We start from the raw sequence: 19,508 nt of genomic DNA, 5'->3' as shown, positions 1-19,508 counted from the left end.
CTTAGGAGACACGTGAGCGGCAAGGGTGCACCGGAACTGTCCGTACGCAACGCGAGCGACCTCAGGGTCGCCGTCATCGCGGCGCAGTGGCACGAGAAGGTGATGGACGGCCTGGTGAACGGCGCCCTGCGCGCCCTGCACGACCTGGGGATCGACGAGCCGACCCTGATCCGGGTCCCCGGCAGCTTCGAACTGCCGGTCGCCGCCAAGGCGCTGGCCGGGCGCGGCTACGACGCCGTGGTCGCCCTCGGTGTCGTCATCCGCGGCGGCACCCCCCACTTCGACTACGTGTGCCAGGGCGTCGCCCAGGGCCTCACCCAGGTCAGCGTCGAGACCGGCGTGCCCGTCGGCTTCGGCGTCCTCACCTGCGACACCGAGGAGCAGGCCCTGGACCGGGCCGGCCTGGAGGGCTCCAACGAGGACAAGGGCCACGAGGCGGTGACGGCGGCGGTCGCGACCGCCGCCACGCTCCGCTCAGTATCCGAACCCTGGCACTGAGGCACCGGCCGGAGCGCGTAGGGTAAGGACCACCATGTCCAAGAAGACGTTCGAGGAGCTCTTCACCGAGCTCCAGCAGAAGGCCGCCCACGGCGACCCCGCCACCTCCCGCACCGCAGAGCTGGTCGGCAAGGGTGTCCATGCCATCGGCAAGAAGGTCGTCGAAGAGGCCGCCGAGGTCTGGATGGCCGCCGAGTACGAGGGCAAGGAGGCGGCCGCCGAGGAGATCTCCCAGCTGCTGTACCACGTCCAGGTGATGATGGTCGCCCGCGGGATCTCCCTGGACGACGTCTACGCCCACCTGTAAGCCGCCCCGCCGCAACCGCCGTAGAAACCCCTTCACGCAAAGGAAGCCGACCTCATGCTGCGCATCGCCGTCCCCAACAAGGGTTCACTGTCCGGCCCTGCGGCGGAGATGCTGCATGAGGCCGGCTACCAGCAGCGCCGCGAGTCCAAGGAGCTGCGGATCGTCGACCCGGTGAACGAGGTCGAGTTCTTCTACCTCCGCCCCCGTGACATCGCCATCTACGTCGCCTCCGGCCGCCTCGACGTGGGCATCACCGGCCGCGACCTGCTGATCGACTCCGGTGCCGACGCCGAGGAGATCCTGCCGCTCGGCTTCGCGCGCTCCACCTTCCGCTTCGCCGCCAAGCCCGGCACCGCGAGCGGCATCGAGGACCTCAAGGGCAAGACCGTCGCCACCTCCTACGAGGGCATCGTCGCGGGGCACCTCGCGGACAGCGGTGTCGACGCCTCCGTCGTCCACCTCGACGGCGCCGTGGAGACCGCGATCGAGCTGGGCGTCGCCGAGGTGATCGCCGACGTCGTGGAGACCGGCACCAGCCTGCGCAACGCGGGCCTGGAGGTCTTCGGCGAGCCGATCATGAAGTCCGAGGCGGTCGTCATCCGCCGCACCGGCACCGACGGGGAGGAGCCGAAGGTCCAGCAGTTCCTGCGGCGCCTCCAGGGCGTCCTGGTCGCCCGGACCTACGTGATGATGGACTACGACTGCCGCGTCGAGCAGCTGGAGAAGGCCGTCGCGCTCACCCCTGGCCTGGAGTCCCCGACCGTCTCCCCGCTGCACAACGAGGGCTGGGTCGCGGTCCGGGCCATGGTCCCCGCCAAGGAGGCGCAGCGGATCATGGACGACCTGTACGCCATCGGGGCCCGCGCCATCCTCACCACGGCCATCCACGCCTGCCGCCTGTAAGGGGTACGCCCAGCGATGTCCGAGCTGCCCACCCTTCCCGTCACCTTCCGGCCGGGCCACACCCGCGCCATCCTGCTCACCGCCGGTGTCGCGATCTTCCTGACCGTCTCCGCGATCGGCCTGCTCCTGGAGCAGCTCGGCCCGGGGGAGCGGCTCAGCTTCGTCGTCACCGGGGCACTGATCTTCTGCGTGCTGGCCCAGCTGGCCCGGGTGAAGGTCGTCGCCGACGAGTCCGGCGTCACCGTGGTGAACATCGCCAGCAAGCGGCGCCTGGACTGGGCGGAGATCCTTCAGGTGAACCTCCGTCCGGGCGATCCGTGGGTGTTCCTCAACCTCAGCGACGGCACCAGCCTGCCCGTGCTCGGCATCCAGCCGGGCATCGCCAAGCAGCGCGCCATCGCCGACGCGCAGGCCCTGCGAGCCCTCTCCGAAGCTCGTTCGACGGCCCATCCGGCGCAAGATCAGGGCTGACTCGGGGACACGTCGGGGCTGACTCGGGGGCGCCCACCCTGCCCGAGCGGCCCATGTCTTGATTAATCTGGTGGGGGAGGCCCTTTCGCTGCGCCTCCGCCCCTGCGCGCCATCCGGCGCCCGGGGGTTCCTGCTACTCGAGGAGTGACTCCCTCCAGCGATGGACGGATCGTCCTGTAGTACCTGCGCCGCCCCGACCCGACATACCGGGAAGGCGGTGGCAGCGTGACCATCCCCCTGCTGCTCCTCGGAGCGGCTTTTCTGCTGATCCTCGCCAACGGTTTCTTCGTGGCGGCCGAGTTCGGCCTGGTGACCGTCGAGTCGACGGACGCCGAGCAGGCCGCGGCCGAGGGTGACCGACGCGCCCGCAGGGTCGCCGAGTCGCTCAAGGAGCTGTCCTTCCAGCTCTCCGGCACCCAGCTGGGCATCACGATCACCTCCCTGGTCGTCGGCATGCTCGCCGAACCGGCCCTGGCCCGCCTGCTGCACGGGCCCTTCGCCGCCCTCGGCCTCCCCGACGGCGCCGTCTCCGGTGTCGCCGTGGTCGTCGGCATGCTGCTGGCCTCCGCCATCCAGATGGTGATCGGCGAGCTCGTGCCCAAGAACTGGGCGGTGTCCAAGCCGCTCCAGGTCGCGCGGTTCGTGGCGGGCCCGCAGCACCACTTCGCCCGCCTGTTCCGCCCGGTGATCGCCGCGCTCAACACCGTCGCCAACCGGCTCGTGCGGGCCCTCGGCGTCGAGCCCGCCGAGGAGCTGGCCTCCGCCCGCACCCCGGGCGAACTCGTCTCCCTGGCCCGGCACTCCGCCCAGGCCGGCGCCCTGGAGCAGGACACGGCCGACCTGTTCGTCCGCACCCTGTCCCTGGGCGAGCTGACCGCACAGCACGTCATGACCCCGCGCGTGAAGGTCAGCGCCCTGCAGGACTCGGCCACCGCCGAGGACGTCGTCAACCTCACCCGCGCCACCGGCCTGTCCCGGTTCCCGGTGTACCGCGAGAAGATCGACGAGATCGTCGGCATGGCACACCTGAAGGACGCGCTCGCGGTCCCCGTGCGCGACCGGCTGCGCACCCCCGTGGGCCGCATCGCCCGGAAGGCGCTGCTGGTCCCCGAGACCCTCCCGGTCCAGCCGCTCCTCGCGCGCCTGCGCAGCGAGCAGCCCATCGCCGTCGTCGTCGACGAGTACGGCGGCACGGCGGGCGTCGTCACCCTCGAGGACATCGTCGAGGAACTCGTCGGCGAGGTCCGCGACGAGCACGACGCCAAGGACGTGCCCGAGCTGGCCCCGGCCCCGCCGGAGGACGGCCGGCCCGCCTGGGACGTCGACGGCAGCTGCCGTGTCGACATCCTCCAGCGCATAGGCCTCGACGTGCCCGAGGGGCCGTACGAGACGGTCGCCGGACTGGTCGCCGACCTGCTCGGCCGTATCCCGGCCCCCGGCGACCGGGCCGAACTGCCCGGCTGGCGGGTCTCCGTCCGCCAGGTCGGCCACTACCGCGCCGAACGGGTCCGCCTGGTCAGGACGGCCCCGGCGGCGAACGTCATGGAGGCCGTGCGATGAGCGTCCTCCAACTGGTCTTCGCCGCGCTGCTCGTGCTCGCCAACGGCTTCTTCGTCGGCGCCGAGTTCGCGCTCGTCTCCGTCCGCCGCAGCCAGATCGAACCGCTGGGCACGGCACGGGCGCGCCAGGTCCTCTACGGCCTGGAACGCCTGCCCCAGATGATGGCCGCGGCCCAGTTCGGCATCACGGTGTGCTCGCTGACCCTCGGCGCGGTCGCCGAACCGACGGTGGCGCATCTGCTGGAGCCGGTGTTCGCGGCGGCGCACCTCCCGGACGGCATGGTGCACCCGCTGGGCTATGTCATCGCGCTGGCCGCGGTGGTCTTCTTCCACCTGGTCATCGGCGAGATGGTGCCGAAGAACCTGGCGATGGCGGCCCCCGAGAAGGCGGCGCTGTGGCTCAGCCCCGGCCTGGTCTACTTCGCCCGCCTGTGCAAGCCGATCACGGTGTCCCTCGGCGCCTGTGCGCAGGCGATCCTGCGCCTCTTCCGGGTCGAGCCCAAGGACGAGGTCGAGGCGGTCGTCACCAGCGAGCAGCTCAACCGCCTGCTGGAGGACTCCGGCCAGGCGGGCCTCCTCGACCCCGAGGAGCGGGAGCGCCTGGAGGACGCCCTGGAACTGGGTTCCCGCCCGGTCACGGACGTCCTGCTGTGCCGGGAGTCCCTGGTCACGGTGACCCCGGCGGTCACCCCGGGAGAGATCGTCGAGCTGACGGCCCGCACGGGATACTCCCGCTTTCCGGTCGCCGCGTCCGACAAGGGCCCCTTCATGGGGTATGTCCACGTCAAGGACGTCCTGGACCTGGAGAACTCCGGCCGCGCCGTCCCGCAACACGTCTGGCGCCCGATGACGACCCTGCGGGCCGAGCTGCCGCTCGACGACGCCCTGACGGTCATGCGCCGGGCGGCCACGCATCTGGGCCAGGTCGCGGACGCCTCCGGCAAGGTGCTGGGCCTGGTGGCCCTGGAGGACGTCCTGGAGATGCTGGTGGGCGAGGTACGGGATCCGGCGCACCGGGAGATGCCGGACGTGCGGCTGACGGAGCCGAGGGGGAGCGGGGAGCCGGAGGGAGCGCTCGCCTGAGAGCTCGGACGGTGGCGGGGGCTGTGCGGCCGCCGGCGCGTCGCGGCTGGTCGCGCGGTTCCCCGCGCCCCTGGGCGCGCTCGCGCAGCGGCACCCGGCCGGCGCCGGCGAGCGCCCCCGCCCGGCCGCGGCCGACCGCACCTACATGGCCGACGGATCGTGAGGTCCCCGTCCCGACAGAACCTCCCCGTACGCCTGCATCAGGTCGGGCAGCCGCAGCGTCGCCAGGTCCTCGCGCGACAGCGCCCCCGCGTACGTCGACAGCCGAAGATCCCGGTACGCGCAGCTCTTCTCGTACAGCGTCCGCAGGAACCGCCCGTTGCCCAGCTCGTCGATCCATCCCTGATCGACCACGTGCCCGGCGATCGAGCGCAGCTCCTCCAGCGCCTCCTCGTCCCAGACGTCCCCGTTCTCCCCGGCCAGCACCTTGCCGATCTCGGTGAGTTCCTGCGGCCGGTAGGAGGGGAAGTCGACGCGGGTCGTGAAACGGGAGGACAACCCGGGGTTCGCGGCCAGGAGGCGGTCCATGCCCTCGGGGTAGCCGGCGAGGATCACCACCAGATGGTCCCGGTTGTCCTCGGCCCGCTTCAGCAGCACCTGCAGGGCCTCGTCGCCGTACGCGTCCCCCTTGCCGTACCCCGAGTTGGACAGCGAGTACGCCTCGTCCACGAACAGCACCCCGCCGATCGCGGAGTCGATCAGCTCGTTGGCCTTCACGGCCGTCTGGCCGAGGTACTCGCCGACGAGGTCCGCCCGCTGGGCCTCCACCAGGTGGTCCCCGCCGAGCAGGCCCAGCGCGTAGAAGACCCGGCCGAGGATCCGGGCCACCGTGGTCTTTCCGGTGCCCGACGGCCCGGAGAAGACGAAGTGCCGTTTCGGCGGCTGCACCGGCAGCCCCTGCCCGGCCCGCAGCCGGGCCATGTTCAACTGCGCGGACAGGGCCTTCACCTGGCGCTTGACCGGCTCCAGACCCACCATGCGCTCGAGTTCGGCGAGCGCCTCCTCGAGTAACGCGGGATCGGTCGGCCCGGCCGGGATCGGCGAGGAGAGCCCGCCCCTCACCCGTACCGCCGGATCGCTCACCGACGGCAGGGGCCCGGTCGGCAGGTCCGGCTCCGGCAGCCGCAGATCGCGTCCCTCGGTCCCGAAGAGCGGATCGAAGCCGTCCGGCCCGTCGACGCTGTCCTGCCCCGCGCCGGTCAGGGTGATCGCGGCCAGGTCGGCCGTGTCGTCGTACCCGTCGCCCTCGGCGATCGCCGCGAGCCGCGCCGAGGTGTCCATGAAGGCCGCGTCGACGCGGTGCACGGCCCGGTACAGGGGCAGTGCCGCCGCCGAGCGGCCCGTGCCCTCGTGGGCCCGCGCCAGCCAGTACCGCAGCTCCTTGCGCTGCGGCTGCTCACTGCGGCAGCGCATCAGCGCCGCGGAGAGCAGCGGCTCGGCCTGTCCGTACATCTCCAGCCGGACTCTGGCCATGCCGCCGAACAGGCCGGCCTCGATGCCGAGCATCGGATCGTCCAGCAGCGGGTCGGTGTGCCGCACCAGCTGATCCCAGTCCTTGACCAGATAGGCGCGGCAGGCTTGCAGGAAGCGGACCTGGGGGTCGGTGTCGACCGGGGGCAGCCCGGCGAGAGCCCGGTCCAGCTCGGGCACATGCCGGCCGTCCAGCCAGTGCGAGGCGTGCGCCAGCAGCAGATCGCGCGGGCTCTCCAGCACCGGCTGCACCCACCAGCCCAGCCAGTACCAGGAGTTGAGCGTCCGGCGGTGCCGCGCGCGCTGTTCGCCGAAGCGGTCGCGGTGCCGGAACATTCTGAGCAGCGAGGTCGTCGTGTCGACCCGGAGTGCGTGCAGCCCGAGCCAGCCGTCGGCCATCCCCGGGTCCATCCGCACCGCGGTGCGGAATTCCTCCTCCGCCTGCGGATAGGCGCCCATCGTGTAGGCGTCCACCCCCCGCAGCCAGACCAGGTCGGCCGGGGCCTCGGGGCCCTGCGTGCCGAAGTCCATCCGTCCCCCCACAGACCGTGCCCCCGTGGATCACCACCGGGCAGTCGCCCGACGGCCGCCGCGGTCGAACCGCTGTGCCGCGGACCGGAGTTGCAGGTGCGCGAGGTTGCCTCGAAGGTCGCACCGAGGGCATCGTACCCGCGCGACGACCGCGTACCGAAGTGTGCCGCACGGGCCGTTCCACGAGGTGGGAGCAGACGGGGCCCCTACGACTTCGTGACCGAGGGTGAGCGGATCGGTGCGCGCGGCGCCCGGAAACGCGTCCCAGGGCAGAACGAAGCCCCCGGTCACGGGGGAACAACCGGGGGCTTCGCGTCTTCGGGCGGTCCCGAATGACCGCACATTGAGAACGTAAGACCTGTACGGCCCCCCGGTCAAGCAGAGTTGAGGCACTCGGAGAAGTTCGCCCGGCAAGGCTCTTCACCACTTCACCACAACGCGGACGGTTCGTCACTCCGGGTCACCAATCGGTCCGGTCCGGAGGTTGACCCCAGTCCCGGCAGCACCTCATAGCCCTCCGGTGTCTGCCGCACCAGAAGATCAGCATGGGGGCGCGAGGGGTCCCGGGCGAAGTGCGCGTGCTCCGCCTCGACCCAACCCTCCCAGAAGTCCCGCTGCTCCGCCCCGTCCCGCAGTCGGCCCCGTGTCCAGGACTCCTCCCGGGGCAGCTCCATCCACAGGAGCAGGGCCAGATGCGGCCGCACCGCCCGGCGGCCGGCGCCGACCCCCTCGACCAGGACCACGGGTGCGGCCGGCAGCGGGCGTGGCGGGCCGAAGGCGCCGGCGCGCCAGTCGTACGGCGTGTAGAGCGCGCTCTCGCCGCGGCCGAGCGGGCGGATCACCTGGGTCGTGAGCCGGTCGGTCCACTCGAAGAGCTGCTCGTGGCTCGCGATGTCGTCGAGGTGCAGCACCGGGGCCCCGCCGAGCGCGGCGGCCAAGCGTCCGGCGAAGGTGGACTTTCCCGAGCCCGCATGCCCGTCGACCCCGATCAGCCGGACCGGCCCGAGGGACGGGGGGAGCCCGTGGAGCCGGGCGGCGAGGTCGCGAATGACGGATCCCTGGAGGTGGTCGGAGTGGGCGGTTTTCCGGAAACAGTCTAGTAGGAGCCCATGGCGGCGGACGGCCGCCGGGGTTGCCGGACGCAAAGGTCGACATTTGAACCATCGGCTGGCGGCCAGTCAATGGCGTGGATAAACGTTCGCGAATCCCCTGACCGATATGTCGAATTCGGCGTTCCGGGTGTGCCCGCCGCTGAGTAAGGTGCCACCAGCGCAACCGCTATGCGTCGTACGGGGACTGGCAGGGAGACATGGCCGCGGAGTTATTCGAAGGGCACTATGTGTGGCATCCGGCGGCCGACGACCGTGTCCTGGCGAGCGTGTGCGTCGATGTGCGCGCCGGACGTTATCGATACGCCTACGAGGTCCTCGCCGAGACGCGTTCCGACTTCGGCCTGCGCGCCCATCGCTCGCTGGTCCTGGCCTCCGAGGCGGCCGGCACCGATCTGGTCGAGCGCTGGCTCGCCGAGGAGCCGACTCCCGAGGCGGCGCTGATGTGGGCCCGGGTCGCGGTGCAGCGCGCGCTGCGGGCCGCCGACGCGCGCGACGAGCGTGCCGAGGCGCTGGAGCGGATCGCGCTGACCGCCTGCGACCGCGCCGCCGCCGTGGCCCCCGACGACCCCACGCCCTGGGTCGCCAAGCTCGCCATGGCCCGGCTGCACCGGCTGCGGGACCCTGCCCCGCGGGGACTGCTCACCGCCCCGCCCGGTCCCTGGCGGCTGTTCTCGCACATCCTGTCGCTGGACCCCTGGCACCGCGAGGGCCACCACCGTTTCCTGTCGTGCTTCTTCACGCGCTACGGCGGTTCGGTCAACGCGGCCTGGGACGTGGCCGCCTTCCTGAGCCAGCGGGCGCCCACCGACTCCGTCCTCCGGCTGCTGCCCCTGGTGGCCCTGGTGGAGAGCTACAACCCCACCCAGCTGCTCGCCGACCGCATCTGGGAACAGCCGCAGTGGCGCTCCACCGCGCTGTCGGCCTACCACAACTGGCTGCCCGCGCTGGCCGGGTACCGCTTCACCCCGGTGCTCGACCTGGCCTACCTCGCGCACGCGCTGGTCATGGCCCAGCGCGAGTTCGAGGCCCGGGCGGTGTTCACGGCGATGGGTCCGTACGCCTCGCGCATGCCCTGGAGCGCCTTCGGCGACCCTGCCGAGCAGCTCTCCCGCGCCCGGCGAGCCTGCGGCCTGCCCGTCCCACGGCCGGACTGACCCTGTTCGCTAGCCCCTGTCCGGCCCTGCTCCCAGCGAAAGATCCCTGCTCCCCCCTCGAGAGAAAGGCCGATCTGTGTCGGAACGGATGTCGACTCCACGGGCGAGAGCCCGCGCCGGCGAGGACCCGGTCGTGCTCGACGACGACGCGACCCTGCACGCGATGGGTTATCCGCGGAAACTCACGCGACGCTTCAAGGCTTTCGACAATTTCGCTATCTCCTTCACCATCATCAATATCCTGTCGGGCATTTTCTCGTCCTTCGGGTTCGGTATGAACGCGGGTGGCCCCCGCATTCTCGTGTTCGGCTGGATCGGTGTCTGCATCATGGTGCTGCTCATCGGCGCGGCCATGGCGGAAGTCGCCTCCGCCTATCCGACGAGCGGTGCCCTGTATTTCTCGGCCGGTAAACTTGCAAAGCGGCACAAGGGCGCCTGGTCGTGGTTCACGGGCTGGCTGAACTTCGTCGGCCAGATCGGCGGCACCGCCGCCACCGGCTATGCGGCCGCCACCTTCATTCAGGCGTTCGTGCACCTCCAGTGGCCCTCCTACCAGCCGACCGCCCACCAGACGGTGCTGATCACGGCCCTGATCATCGTGGTCCAGGGGCTCGCCAACACCTACACCGTCCAGCTCGTCGCCGTGCTGAACCGTATTTCCGTGTGGTGGCTGCTGGTCGGACTCGTCGTGATCGTGGGCGCACTCATAGTGATGCCCGATCACCATCAGCCGGCGTCGTTCGTGACGCATTTCGAGAACAACACCGGCTTCACGAGCGGGCTTTACGGCGGCATGCTCGGCCTGCTGGTCACCAGCTGGACGTTCACCGGGTTCGACGGCAGCTTCCACATGTCCGAGGAAACGGTCCATGCGACGATCAACGCGCCCAGGGGGATCACGCGCTCCATCGGCTATTCGGCGATCACCGGGCTGATCCTGATGCTTGCACTGGTCTATAGCATTGGCGACTACGCCAAGGTGGCCGGTTCGGACGCGCCGCCGGTCCAGATTCTCATCGACGGGCTCGGCCTCGGCACCGCGAAGGTCATGCTCCTCGTCGTCATCGGCGCGATGCTCTTCTGCGGTCTGGCCAACCTCACCAGCAACACCCGGCAGATCTTCGCCTTCTCCCGCGACGGCGCCATGCCCGGCTCGCGCTGGTGGCACTCGGTCTCACCGCGCACCCGTACACCCGTGAAGGCGGTGTGGCTCGCGGTGGCCTGCTCGCTGGCTCTGGTACTGCCGGGCTGGTGGTCCCACACCGCCTTCACCGCGATCGTCAGCGTCAACGTGGTCGGGCTCTTCCTCGCCTACGCCGTGCCGATCTTCCTTCGGCTGCGCCTCGGTGACGAGTTCCAGCCCGGGCCCTGGCACCTGGGCCGCTGGGGCCGGCCGGTCGGCTGGCTGGCGGTGGTCTGGATCGTGCTCAGCAGCGTCCTGTTCATGCTGCCGCAGGCGTCCCCGATCACTGCCGACTCCTTCAACTACGCGCCGATCGCACTCGCCGCCGTCCTGGTGGTCGCGACGGTGTGGTGGTTCGCCACCGCCCGCCGCCGCTTCCAGGGGCCGATCAGCTACGGACGCCCCGACGAGGTCGCCGCCATGGATCTCGTCTGACGCCGCGCGCCACATGGCCCCGGCGCGGCGCGCAGCCAAGGCGGTTGCGCGCCGCGCCGCGGGTGTTTCGGTGCTGGTCGCGCAGTGCCCCGCGCCCCTATGAACCGCGGCGGCACCCTGGCGGCGCCGGAAGCGGCCCCGACCCCGGCCGTCCACGGGCGCCGAGCACCGCTCAACTGCCGAAGGCTCCTGCCACTGGCCAAGACCAATATTCATGGCGCGGCATACGTCGAAAGTGCTGGCAGGGGCATGCCGCCTGCTCCATAGTTGGCGCAAAACCTGCAGCAGATCAGCCCCGAACCGGACACCTGGGGGAATCGCGCCCATGAGCAGAGCCCAACAGCCGTCCCGCAGAACCGTCCTCACCGCCGCCGTCGCCGCGGCGGTGGCCGGCGGAACGGCTCCCGCTGCCGCCGCCGCGCAGCGGTCCGCCACCGACGCCCCCGGCCGGGCGCAGGCCCGGCCGATCGACTACCACGCCTGGACCACGTTCCGCGAGTGGCGTCTCGGCGCCGCCCAGGGCGTCCGGGCCGTCTCCGGCGCCCGGCCCGGCGTCGTGATCGGCACCGCCGCCGGCCGCACCGACTACACGGACCCGCACACCGGCACGACCGCCACCTGGGAGTACGCCACCTGGACCTCCCCGGTCCACAGGCTCACCGCCCCCGCCACCGAGGTCGTCTCCTCCTGGAACGCCCACACTCCCGAGGGCACCTGGATCCAGGTCGAACTGCGCGGCACATACTCGGACGGCACCGACACCCCGTGGTACGTGATGGGCCGCTGGGCCGCCGGTGACCAGGACATCAGGCGGACCTCGGTGGACGGTCAGAGCGACGGCATGAGCACGATCTGGACCGACACCTTCGCCATCGACGACGCGAGCACCGGCCTGCGTCTGGCGTCGTACCGGTTGCGGCTCACCCTCTACCGCAGGCCCGGCACGCACCTGACCCCCACCGTGTGGCGGCTCGGCGCCATGGGCTCGGACATCCCCGACCGCTTCACGGTCCCCGCCTCCACCCCCGGCCTCGCCCAGGAGCTGGCCGTCCCGCGCTACTCGCAGGAGATCCACAAGGGCCAGTACCCGCAGTACGACAACGGCGGCGAGGCCTGGTGCAGCCCCACCTCCTCGCAGATGATCATCGAGTACTGGGGCGGACGGCTCACTCCCGAGCAGCTGTCCTGGGTCGACCCCTCCTACGCCGATCCGCAGGTGGACCACGCCGCCCGTTTCACCTACGACTACCAGTACGAGGGCTGCGGCAACTGGCCGTTCAACGCCGCCTACGCGGCCACCTTCGAGGGGCTGCAGGGTGTGGTCACGCGGCTCGGCTCGCTCACCGACCTGGAGACACTGATCGCGGCCGGCATCCCGGCCATAACGTCCCAGTCCTTCCTGAAGACCGAGCTGACCGGCGCGGGCTACGGCACCTCCGGCCATCTGATGACGGTGATCGGCTTCACGGCCGAGGGCGACGTGATCGCCAACGACCCGGCCTCACCGAGCGACGACGCGGTACGCCGGGTCTATCAGCGCCGGGAGTTCGAGAACATCTGGCTGCGCACCAAGCGGTACAACGCCTCCGGCAAGGTCGTCTCCGGCACCGGGGGAGTCTGCTACCTCTACTTCCCGGCCCACCCCAGCCCGCGCCAGCGCAAGGCCCTCGCGGCGGTGGGTGTGCGCTGACCGTGTGAGCAAGCTCATCGCTGCGAAAGGCGCCGCGGGTGGCAAGGTGGACACATGGGTGGGGGGCCCGCTTCAGTGCATCCGATCCGTACGTCCGACCCTTGCGAGTAACAGCATGACCGCACACCCGGCCACCGCCACCCGCGCCCGTACCGGCGGCCCCCAGGAAGACGGCCCGAAGATCCTCGAGCACGTCATGGGCTGGGTCCTCGTGGCGGTCGTCGCGATGCTCGTGACCCAGCTCGGCCTGCTCTGACGCGACCCGCTCACGTGTGCGGCATGTTCTGACATACTGCTCGGGTCCCGCCGACCGCCTGGAACAGGGTCGAAATTGAATATGCCGCATCAGCGCGCCGCCGTCCGTCCCCGGACGCGCGGTACCGAGCGCTCGGTGGCGCGTCGCGCCGAACTCATCGCCATCGGGCGGAAGTTGTTCGCCGACACGTCCTACGACGCGCTGTCCATGGACGACATCGCCCGCCAGGCGCATGTCGCCAAGGGGCTGATCTACTACTACTTCCAGTCCAAGCGGGGCTACTACCTGGCGATCATCCAGGACTCCGTCGCCGACCTGGTCACCTCCGCCGCCGGTGGGCTCGGGACGCCCGCCGTGGACCGCGTCCACCGCACGATCGACGGCTATCTGCGCTACGCCGAGCACCATCAGGCCGCCTACCGCACCATCGTCAGCGGCGGCGTCGGCTTCGACGCCGAGGTGCACGCCATCCGGGACGGCGTGCGCGAGGCGATCATCGCCACCATCGCCGACGGGGCCTACGGCCGCAGCGACATCGCCCCGCTCGCCCGGATGGCCCTGCTCTCCTGGGTGTGCAGCGTCGAGGGCGCCACCCTGGACTGGATCGACCGCCCCCAGCTCTCCCGTGACACCATGCGCCTGCTGCTCGTGAAGACGCTGGGTGGAGTCCTGCGCGCCGTCGAGGAACTGGACCCGTCCTACCCGGCGCCGCAGCCGGCCCGCCGCGACGGCTGACGCGGCGGCTCCCGACGCGCGGTCGTCCGACGCACAAGGGAGCGGAGGCTCGTGGTCCTCCGCTCCCAAGTCCCCCGGTGAGGGGCTATTTGACGGCCTTGATCAGCTCACCTTTCGAGGTGTCGCCGCTCAGCTCCCAGAGGAAGGTGCCGCCGAGGCCCTGCCGGTTCTTGTACGCCATCTTGGTGGCGATGGTGGCCGGGGTGTCGTAACTCCACCAGTCGCTGCCGCACTTGGCGTAGGCCGTCCCGCCCACGGTTCCGGTCGCCGGGCACTTGGTCTTGAGCACCTTGTAGTCGTCGATGCCCTGCTCGTACGTCCCCGCCGCCGGGCCGGTGGCCGTGCCGCCGGGTGCCGCCTGGGTGACCCCGGTCCAGCCGCGGCCGTAGAAGCCGATGCCGAGCAGCAGCTTGGACCCCGGTATGCCGAGCCCCTTGAGCTTGGCGATGGTCGACGAGGTGTCGAAGCCGGCCTTCGGGATGCCGCTGTAGGAGGTGAGCGGGGAGTGCGGGGCGGTCGGGCCGCTCGCGTCCCAGGCGCCGAAGTAGTCGTACGTCATCGGGTTGTACCAGTCGACGTACGGTGCCGCGCCCGCGTAGTCCGCGGCGTCGATCTTGCCGCCGCCGGAGGCGTCGGCCGTGATCGCCGCCGTGACCAGCTTGCCGGAGCCGAACTTCGACCGCAGCGCGGCCATGACGTTCTTGAACGCCTCCCGGCCGCTGGTGTCGCAGGTGTTGCCGCAGGCGTTCGGGTACTCCCAGTCGATGTCGATGCCGTCGAAAAGCCCCGCCCACTTGGGGTCCTTCACCAGGTCGTAGCAGGACTGGGCGAAGGCGGCCGGGTTCTGCGCGGCCTCACCGAAGCCGCTGGACCAGGTCCAGCCGCCGAAGGACCAGAGGATCTTCAGACCCGGGTGCTTCTTCTTCAGCTTCAGCAACTGGTTGAAGTTGCCGCGCAGCGGCTGGTCCCAGGTGTCGGCGACGCCGTCCACCGACTCGGCGGCGGTGTAGGCGCGGTCGGTGGCCGCGTAGGAGTCGCCCATGGCGCACTTGCCGCCGGTGACGTTGCCGAACGCGTAGTTGATGTGGGTGAGCCTCGCCGCGGAGCCCGAGGTCTCGATGTTCTTGACGTAGTACTTGCGGTCGTACGTACCCCATTCGGTGAAGTAGCCGACGACCTTCGAGCCGGCCTTGACGTGCGGCGCGGCCGGGGCCGCCGCGGTGGCGGTGCCCGCGCCGGCGAGCAGCCCGGCGCCCAGGGCGGTGGTACACGCGGCCGAGACCAGTGCCCGCAGCCGGGAGCGGTGGGGAATGTGCATGGGGTGTCTCCTCGTGCGGGAGAGGGGAACGCGCGCTGATTGGCATGAACGCGGTAAAGCGTTGGTCATGCAGAGTAGGAGGACTAGACCACTTCGGTCAATGGTTCGGACCAATGTCGCGAGTGAATCCGGCGCTGCGAAGAGTTCCGACTGGATTCTTGAAGTGAGCGGTCGTTAACTGGTGACGGGAGGTCGCGGATCGGGCATACTCACAGCGCACAGCCGCTGGTCAGCCGCTTCCGAGACCCGGGAGCGGACGCCTGTGGCCATTCCGGAACGACCAGGCGGAGCCGCCCCCACCCGACGGGCCACACCGCCGGTGCCCGAAACAGGGAGGAGACCGACGCCATGTCCGACCGTCACCCGCAGCCGGTGGAGCGTCAGCTGCCGACGGAGGAGGCGCGGGATCTGCTCGCGCTCGTCCGGGACATCGCCCAGCGCGAGATCGCGCCGAAGGCGGCCGAGGAGGAGGACGCGGAACGCTTCCCGCGCGAGGTCTTCACCCTGCTGTCCGAATCGGGCCTGCTCGGTCTGCCCTACGACTCCGAGTACGGCGGCGGCGACCAGCCCTACGAGGTCTACCTCCAGGTCCTGGAGGAGCTGGCCGCGGCCCGGCTCACCGTGGGCCTCGGTGTCAGCGTGCACACGCTCGCCTCCTACGCACTCGCCACCTACGGCACCAAGCAGCAGCAGGTCGAGCATCTGCCCGCCATGCTCGGTGGCGGCCTGCTCGGCGCGTACTGCCTCTCCGAGCCGTCCTCCGGCTCCGACGCCGCGTCGCTGCGCACGAAGGCCGTCCGTGAGGATGCGGGCTCCTCCCGCGCGAGCGCGGCCGAGCGCGGGGGAGACTGGGTGATCAACGGCACCAAGGCGTGGATCACGCACGGCGGCATCGCCGACTTCTACACCGTGATGGCCCGCACCGGTGAGGACGGCCCGCGCGGGATCACCGCCTTCCTGGTTCCCGGCGACGCGCCCGGGCTGAGCGGGGCGGTGCCCGAGAAGAAGATGGGCATGAAGGGCTCGCCCACCGCACAGGTCCACTTCGACGGCGTCCGCGTCGGTGACGACCGGCGGATCGGCGAGGAGGGCCAGGGCTTCTTCATCGCCTTGTCGGCCCTGGACTCAGGACGGCTCGGCATCGCCGCGTGCGCGATCGGCCTCGCTCAGGCCGCGCTGGACCAGGCGGTCGCCTACGCCACCCAGCGCAGTCAGTTCGGGCGCCCCATCGCCGACTTCCAGGGCCTGCGCTTCATGATCGCGGATATGGCCACGCAGATCGAGGCCGGCCGCGCGCTGTACCTCGCGGCGGCCCGGCTGCGCGACGCCGGCAAGCCCTTCGCCAAGCAGGCCGCCATGGCCAAGCTGCACTGCACCGACGCGGCGATGAAGGTCACCACGGACGCCGTGCAGATACTCGGCGGCTACGGCTACACCACCGACTTCCCGGCCGAGCGCTACATGCGGGAGGCCAAGGTCCTGCAGATCGTCGAGGGCACCAACCAGATCCAGCGGATGGTCATCGCCCGTCACGTGGCGGGACCCGAAGCTCGCTGAACTGTCCGGTGCGGACCGTCGGGGCCGCCAGCCTGATCCACTCCGGGTCGTGGCGGCCCGGCAGGGTCCGGCCCCGGTCGGCCCAGGTCCGCATGAGATCACGGTAGATGGGCGGGTCCTGCGGCGCGGGCGGCGGCGGAACCGATTCTGCGGGGCGCGGGACGAAGACGCGGCGCTGACGCCCGGTGACCGAGTGCATGGGGGTCATACCTGGGCAACGCGACAACGGCCGGACAGGTCACCGCCCGGCGGAATCGAGCGTCAGTTCAGGCGCATCCGGTTCCCGCTCTGGCCTCCTCAGGTCGACTGACGTACCGTCAGCCGACCATCGATCAGGGGGTTGCCCGTGGCCGACGACCGTCCCGTACCGCTCGACGAGTACCCGGTGCACCAGGTGCCGCTGTCCATGAAGCACGTGGCGACCGGCGACCGGAACGCCTACGACCGCTGCATCTTCCACGTCTTCGACCACGCGGGCCGTGCCCTGCTCATCCTCGGCCTCGGCGTCTACCCCAACCTCGGCGTGATCGACGCCTACGCCACCCTGCGCACCGGGGACAGCCTGCACGCCGTCCGCGCCTCGGACGCCCTGGACGAGGACCGGATGCGGCTCGCCGTCGGCCCGCTGCGCATCGAGGTGCCCCGGCCCCTGCGGCAGCTGCGCCTGATCTGCGAGGACGAGCGGCTGTCGTACGACCTCACCTGGACGGCCGCCTTCCCCGCCCTCTGGGAGCCGCACCACCTCCAACGCCGGGGCGACCGGCTCACCCTGGAAGGCTGCCGTTTCGTCCAGGCGGGCACCGCGGAGGGCGTGATCCGGGCCGGGGGAGCGGAGTTCAGGGTCACCGGGGACGACTGGACCGGCACCCGGGACCGCAGCTGGGGCGTCCGGCCGGTCCCCGGCGAGGACGGCGGCCGGCTCGCCGCCGACCACCCCGCCGAGGGCTTCCACTGGATCTGGTGCCCGGTCCGCTTCGAGGACCGCTTCCTGATGGTCATCACCCAGGAGGACGCCGACGGCCACCGCTCCCTGAACGACGCCACCCTGGTCCGCCCCGGGCGGCGCGACCGCCAACTCGGCTGGCCCCAGGCGGAGATCGGATACCGCTCGGGCACCCGCCACCCGGAACGGGCGGTCATCCATCTGGGCGATGCGCGCGAGTCACACAAACTGGACGTCGAGATCCTGGCCTCCTCGCCGCTCGCGCTCGGCGCGGGTTATCCGCCGGCGGACGACTGGCAGCACGGCACGTGGCGGGGCCCCGGCTGGACCGACCGCCGCACCTACGACATGACCCTGCCCCACCCCCTGGCCGGTTACGGCGTCACCGACCACTCCGCCCGCTTCCGGCTCGACGGGCAGACCGGCCACGGCATCTTCGAGCACGGCTCGTTCGGCCGGCACGACCCGAGCGGCTTCACCGGCTTCGACTCGGTCGCGCCCTGAGGGAGGAGCCCGGCATGGTCACGACACCGCGTCCCCGTACCACCACCCGCGACCCCGGGGAACTCGCCCACCGCCTCACCGCCTGGCTCGGCACCCGGCTGCCCGGCGCCGAGGCCACCGGCGTCACCGTCCCCGCCTCCAACGGCATGTCCAGCGAGACCCTCCTGTTCGACCTCGAGCACCCCGAGGCGCCCTTCAGGGCCTGCGCGTTGCGGCTCGCGGCGGACCCGGCGGCGTACACCGTCTTCCCGGAGTACGACATGGCCCGTCAGTACCGCATCCTGCGCCTGGTGGCCGAGCGCACGGACGTGCCCGTGCCCCGCGTCCTGTGGCTGGAGGAGGACCCCGGCCCGCTCGGGGCGCCGTTCTTCGTCATGGAGCGGGTCGCCGGGCGCGTGCCGCCGGACGTCATGCCGTACACCTACGAGGGAAGTTGGCTGCACGCGGCGAGCGACGCCGAACGTGCCCACCTGGAGGCCGCCACCGTCGGGCTGCTGGCCCGGCTGCACGACCAGGTGCCCGTCGCCGAGGCCCGGTTCCTCGCCAGGCCCGGTGCCGGAGACGCCCTGCGCCGCCATGTGACGGCCCAACGCGCCTACTACGCCTGGGTGATCGACGGCCTGCCCCGCTCACCGCTCATCGAGGCCGCCTTCGACCGGCTGGAGCAGCTGTGGCCGCGCGAGCCGGGCGACCCCGTCCTCAGCTGGGGCGACGCGCGCATCGGGAACATCGTCTACGACGGCTTCGACCCCGTCGCCGTCCTGGACTGGGAGATGGCGGCGCTCGCGCCTCGCGAGGTCGACCTCGGCTGGACCGTCTACCTGCACCGTTTCTTCCACGACCTCACGGTCGCCTCCGGGCAGCGCGGACTGCCGGACTTCCTGCGCCGCGACCGCGTCGAGGCCCGCTATGCGCGCCTGACCGGCCACACCCCGCGCGACATGGAGTTCCACACCCTCTACGCCGCCCTGCGGCACGCGATCGTCATGCTGCGCATCGCCTACCGGCAGGCGTACTTCGGGGAGGTCGACGTCCCGGCGGACCCGGACACACTGATCCTGCACCACGACAGTCTGCGCGCCCTGGTGCAGGGCAGCTACTGGGATTGAACCGGGCCCGGCCGGAAGGGACTCAGGCGGCCTCGCGGCGCATCGCCGACACGCGCATAGGGCGCGAGCCCGGGCCACCGACGTGCGAGAAGGGCTGCGTCCGCCAGTTCAGACCCTGGGGCAGCGTCAGCAGCAGGGCGGTGTCCTGCTCCTGCGGTTCGAAGGACTCGTCCGCGGGGCGGGCGTCGGCCGCCGAGCGGCCCGTACCCGCACAGACCGTGAGCCCGAACGGGTTCCACGGCGAGGCGCACAGCGCGTGCTCCGGCAGGACCGCCTCGTCCGCCAGCAGCGCGATCGGCTGGGCGCAGTCCGGGCAGATCACCCGGTACATCTCGAAGGTGTCGTAGGCGTCCGGTTCGTCGTCGAGGGCGTCGGGTTCGACGCCCTCCGGCTCGGGCTCGACGACCGGCTGCTGCCGCTTGGACGCGGATCGACCAGGGCGATGGACACTCTGCATGGGATTCTCCCCCTAAGGCTGGGCCGTTACGGCGCTGCGGCCTCGACCACAGCAAGCACTTCCCGTCCGCTCTCGGCGGTAATCACGAGAACATCACGGAGCCCGTTCGTGACGTGTGGCGTTCGTCACATGCCGTGTGCAGGTGCGTGCTGCGGGTCTTATGCGGTGCTTTTTGTATCGAACCGGCTATGACCTGCGCTCTCGGCTATCCGAGGAGATCAAGCGCCCTGTAG

The 19,508-nt window shown here is 71.1% G+C and carries 18 protein-coding genes; 14 read left to right on the top strand and 4 right to left on the bottom strand.

Translation table 11 applies throughout. The features are described from left to right. Positions 1 to 12 precede the first annotated feature (12 nt). The 6 genes from ribH to AB0L59_RS23820 all read left to right on the top strand — a co-directional run bounded on the left by ribH (position 13) and on the right by AB0L59_RS23820 (position 4,821). Positions 13 to 498: a 6,7-dimethyl-8-ribityllumazine synthase gene (gene ribH / locus AB0L59_RS23845; protein ID WP_365587006.1), complete on the top strand. Its 486-nt coding sequence runs from the start codon at positions 13 to 15 to the stop codon at positions 496 to 498. Between the two features lie 34 nt (positions 499 to 532). Further along, entirely contained in the window at positions 533 to 805 is a 273-nt protein-coding gene (locus tag AB0L59_RS23840) for a phosphoribosyl-ATP diphosphatase (RefSeq protein WP_023552153.1), read from the top strand. Positions 806 to 859: 54 nt separating this feature from the next. Further along, positions 860 to 1,708, top strand: a complete 849-nt coding sequence (hisG, locus tag AB0L59_RS23835; RefSeq protein ID WP_365587004.1) for an ATP phosphoribosyltransferase — start codon at positions 860 to 862, stop codon at positions 1,706 to 1,708. Between the two features lie 15 nt (positions 1,709 to 1,723). Further along, complete coding sequence (locus AB0L59_RS23830; protein WP_365587001.1) at positions 1,724 to 2,179, top strand: PH domain-containing protein; 456 nt, start codon at positions 1,724 to 1,726, stop codon at positions 2,177 to 2,179. Positions 2,180 to 2,404: 225 nt separating this feature from the next. Continuing rightward, positions 2,405 to 3,739, top strand: a complete 1,335-nt coding sequence (locus AB0L59_RS23825; protein ID WP_365587000.1) for a hemolysin family protein — start codon at positions 2,405 to 2,407, stop codon at positions 3,737 to 3,739. Next, entirely contained in the window at positions 3,736 to 4,821 is a 1,086-nt protein-coding gene (locus AB0L59_RS23820; protein WP_365586998.1) for a hemolysin family protein, read from the top strand. The genes AB0L59_RS23825 and AB0L59_RS23820 overlap by 4 nt, the downstream gene beginning before the upstream one ends. Positions 4,822 to 4,962: 141 nt before the next feature. On the opposite strand, the gene AB0L59_RS23815 is transcribed toward AB0L59_RS23820, so the two are convergent. Then, on the bottom strand, positions 4,963 to 6,822 hold the full coding sequence (locus tag AB0L59_RS23815) for an AAA family ATPase (RefSeq protein WP_365586995.1): 1,860 nt from the start codon (positions 6,820 to 6,822) through the stop codon (positions 4,963 to 4,965). A 428-nt stretch (positions 6,823 to 7,250) separates the two neighbouring features. Continuing rightward, the gene (locus AB0L59_RS23810; protein ID WP_365586993.1) at positions 7,251 to 7,760 is read right to left on the bottom strand and encodes a hypothetical protein; all 510 of its coding nucleotides are present in this window, start codon (positions 7,758 to 7,760) and stop codon (positions 7,251 to 7,253) included. A gap of 371 nt (positions 7,761 to 8,131) precedes the next feature. Between AB0L59_RS23810 and AB0L59_RS23805 the strand changes: the two genes are divergently transcribed. From AB0L59_RS23805 to AB0L59_RS23785, 5 genes are all read left to right on the top strand, one after another. After that, a complete protein-coding gene (locus tag AB0L59_RS23805; RefSeq protein ID WP_365586990.1) occupies positions 8,132 to 9,088 on the top strand; it encodes a hypothetical protein in 957 nt (318 codons plus the stop codon). Positions 9,089 to 9,164: 76 nt separating this feature from the next. Further along, complete coding sequence (locus tag AB0L59_RS23800; RefSeq protein ID WP_365586988.1) at positions 9,165 to 10,706, top strand: amino acid permease; 1,542 nt, start codon at positions 9,165 to 9,167, stop codon at positions 10,704 to 10,706. A 325-nt stretch (positions 10,707 to 11,031) separates the two neighbouring features. Then, positions 11,032 to 12,396 (top strand): peptidase C39 family protein, encoded by a 1,365-nt coding sequence (locus AB0L59_RS23795; protein WP_365586985.1) that lies wholly within the window; start codon positions 11,032 to 11,034, stop codon positions 12,394 to 12,396. Between the two features lie 115 nt (positions 12,397 to 12,511). Then, positions 12,512 to 12,652: an SCO1431 family membrane protein gene (locus AB0L59_RS23790; RefSeq protein ID WP_365586983.1), complete on the top strand. Its 141-nt coding sequence runs from the start codon at positions 12,512 to 12,514 to the stop codon at positions 12,650 to 12,652. A 75-nt stretch (positions 12,653 to 12,727) separates the two neighbouring features. After that, entirely contained in the window at positions 12,728 to 13,387 is a 660-nt protein-coding gene (locus AB0L59_RS23785; RefSeq protein WP_365586981.1) for a TetR/AcrR family transcriptional regulator, read from the top strand. An 85-nt stretch (positions 13,388 to 13,472) separates the two neighbouring features. Here AB0L59_RS23785 and AB0L59_RS23780 read toward each other — a convergent pair whose 3' ends face one another. After that, complete coding sequence (locus tag AB0L59_RS23780) at positions 13,473 to 14,705, bottom strand: glycoside hydrolase family 18 protein (protein ID WP_365586978.1); 1,233 nt, start codon at positions 14,703 to 14,705, stop codon at positions 13,473 to 13,475. A gap of 348 nt (positions 14,706 to 15,053) precedes the next feature. Between AB0L59_RS23780 and AB0L59_RS23775 the strand changes: the two genes are divergently transcribed. The 3 genes from AB0L59_RS23775 (at position 15,054) to AB0L59_RS23765 (ending at position 18,818) form a co-directional block, all read left to right on the top strand. Beyond that, entirely contained in the window at positions 15,054 to 16,262 is a 1,209-nt protein-coding gene (locus AB0L59_RS23775) for an acyl-CoA dehydrogenase family protein (protein ID WP_365586976.1), read from the top strand. 346 nt (positions 16,263 to 16,608) lie between these two features. Beyond that, positions 16,609 to 17,709 carry a hypothetical protein gene (locus AB0L59_RS23770; protein ID WP_365586973.1) on the top strand — a complete coding sequence of 367 codons (1,101 nt, stop codon included), beginning with the start codon at positions 16,609 to 16,611 and terminating at the stop codon, positions 17,707 to 17,709. Between the two features lie 14 nt (positions 17,710 to 17,723). Next, positions 17,724 to 18,818, top strand: coding sequence for a phosphotransferase family protein (locus AB0L59_RS23765; RefSeq protein ID WP_365586970.1), 1,095 nt, complete (start codon positions 17,724 to 17,726; stop codon positions 18,816 to 18,818). A 22-nt stretch (positions 18,819 to 18,840) separates the two neighbouring features. Here AB0L59_RS23765 and AB0L59_RS23760 read toward each other — a convergent pair whose 3' ends face one another. Then, positions 18,841 to 19,275 carry a hypothetical protein gene (locus AB0L59_RS23760; protein ID WP_365586968.1) on the bottom strand — a complete coding sequence of 145 codons (435 nt, stop codon included), beginning with the start codon at positions 19,273 to 19,275 and terminating at the stop codon, positions 18,841 to 18,843. Between the last annotated feature and the right edge of the window lie 233 nt (positions 19,276 to 19,508).

It is taken from the genome of Streptomyces sp. NPDC052109 (genome assembly GCF_040680195.1).
Taxonomy (GTDB): domain Bacteria; phylum Actinomycetota; class Actinomycetes; order Streptomycetales; family Streptomycetaceae; genus Streptomyces.
The sequence above is the reverse complement of the archived record's forward strand: the minus strand, read 5'-3'. Positions and strand labels throughout refer to the sequence as shown.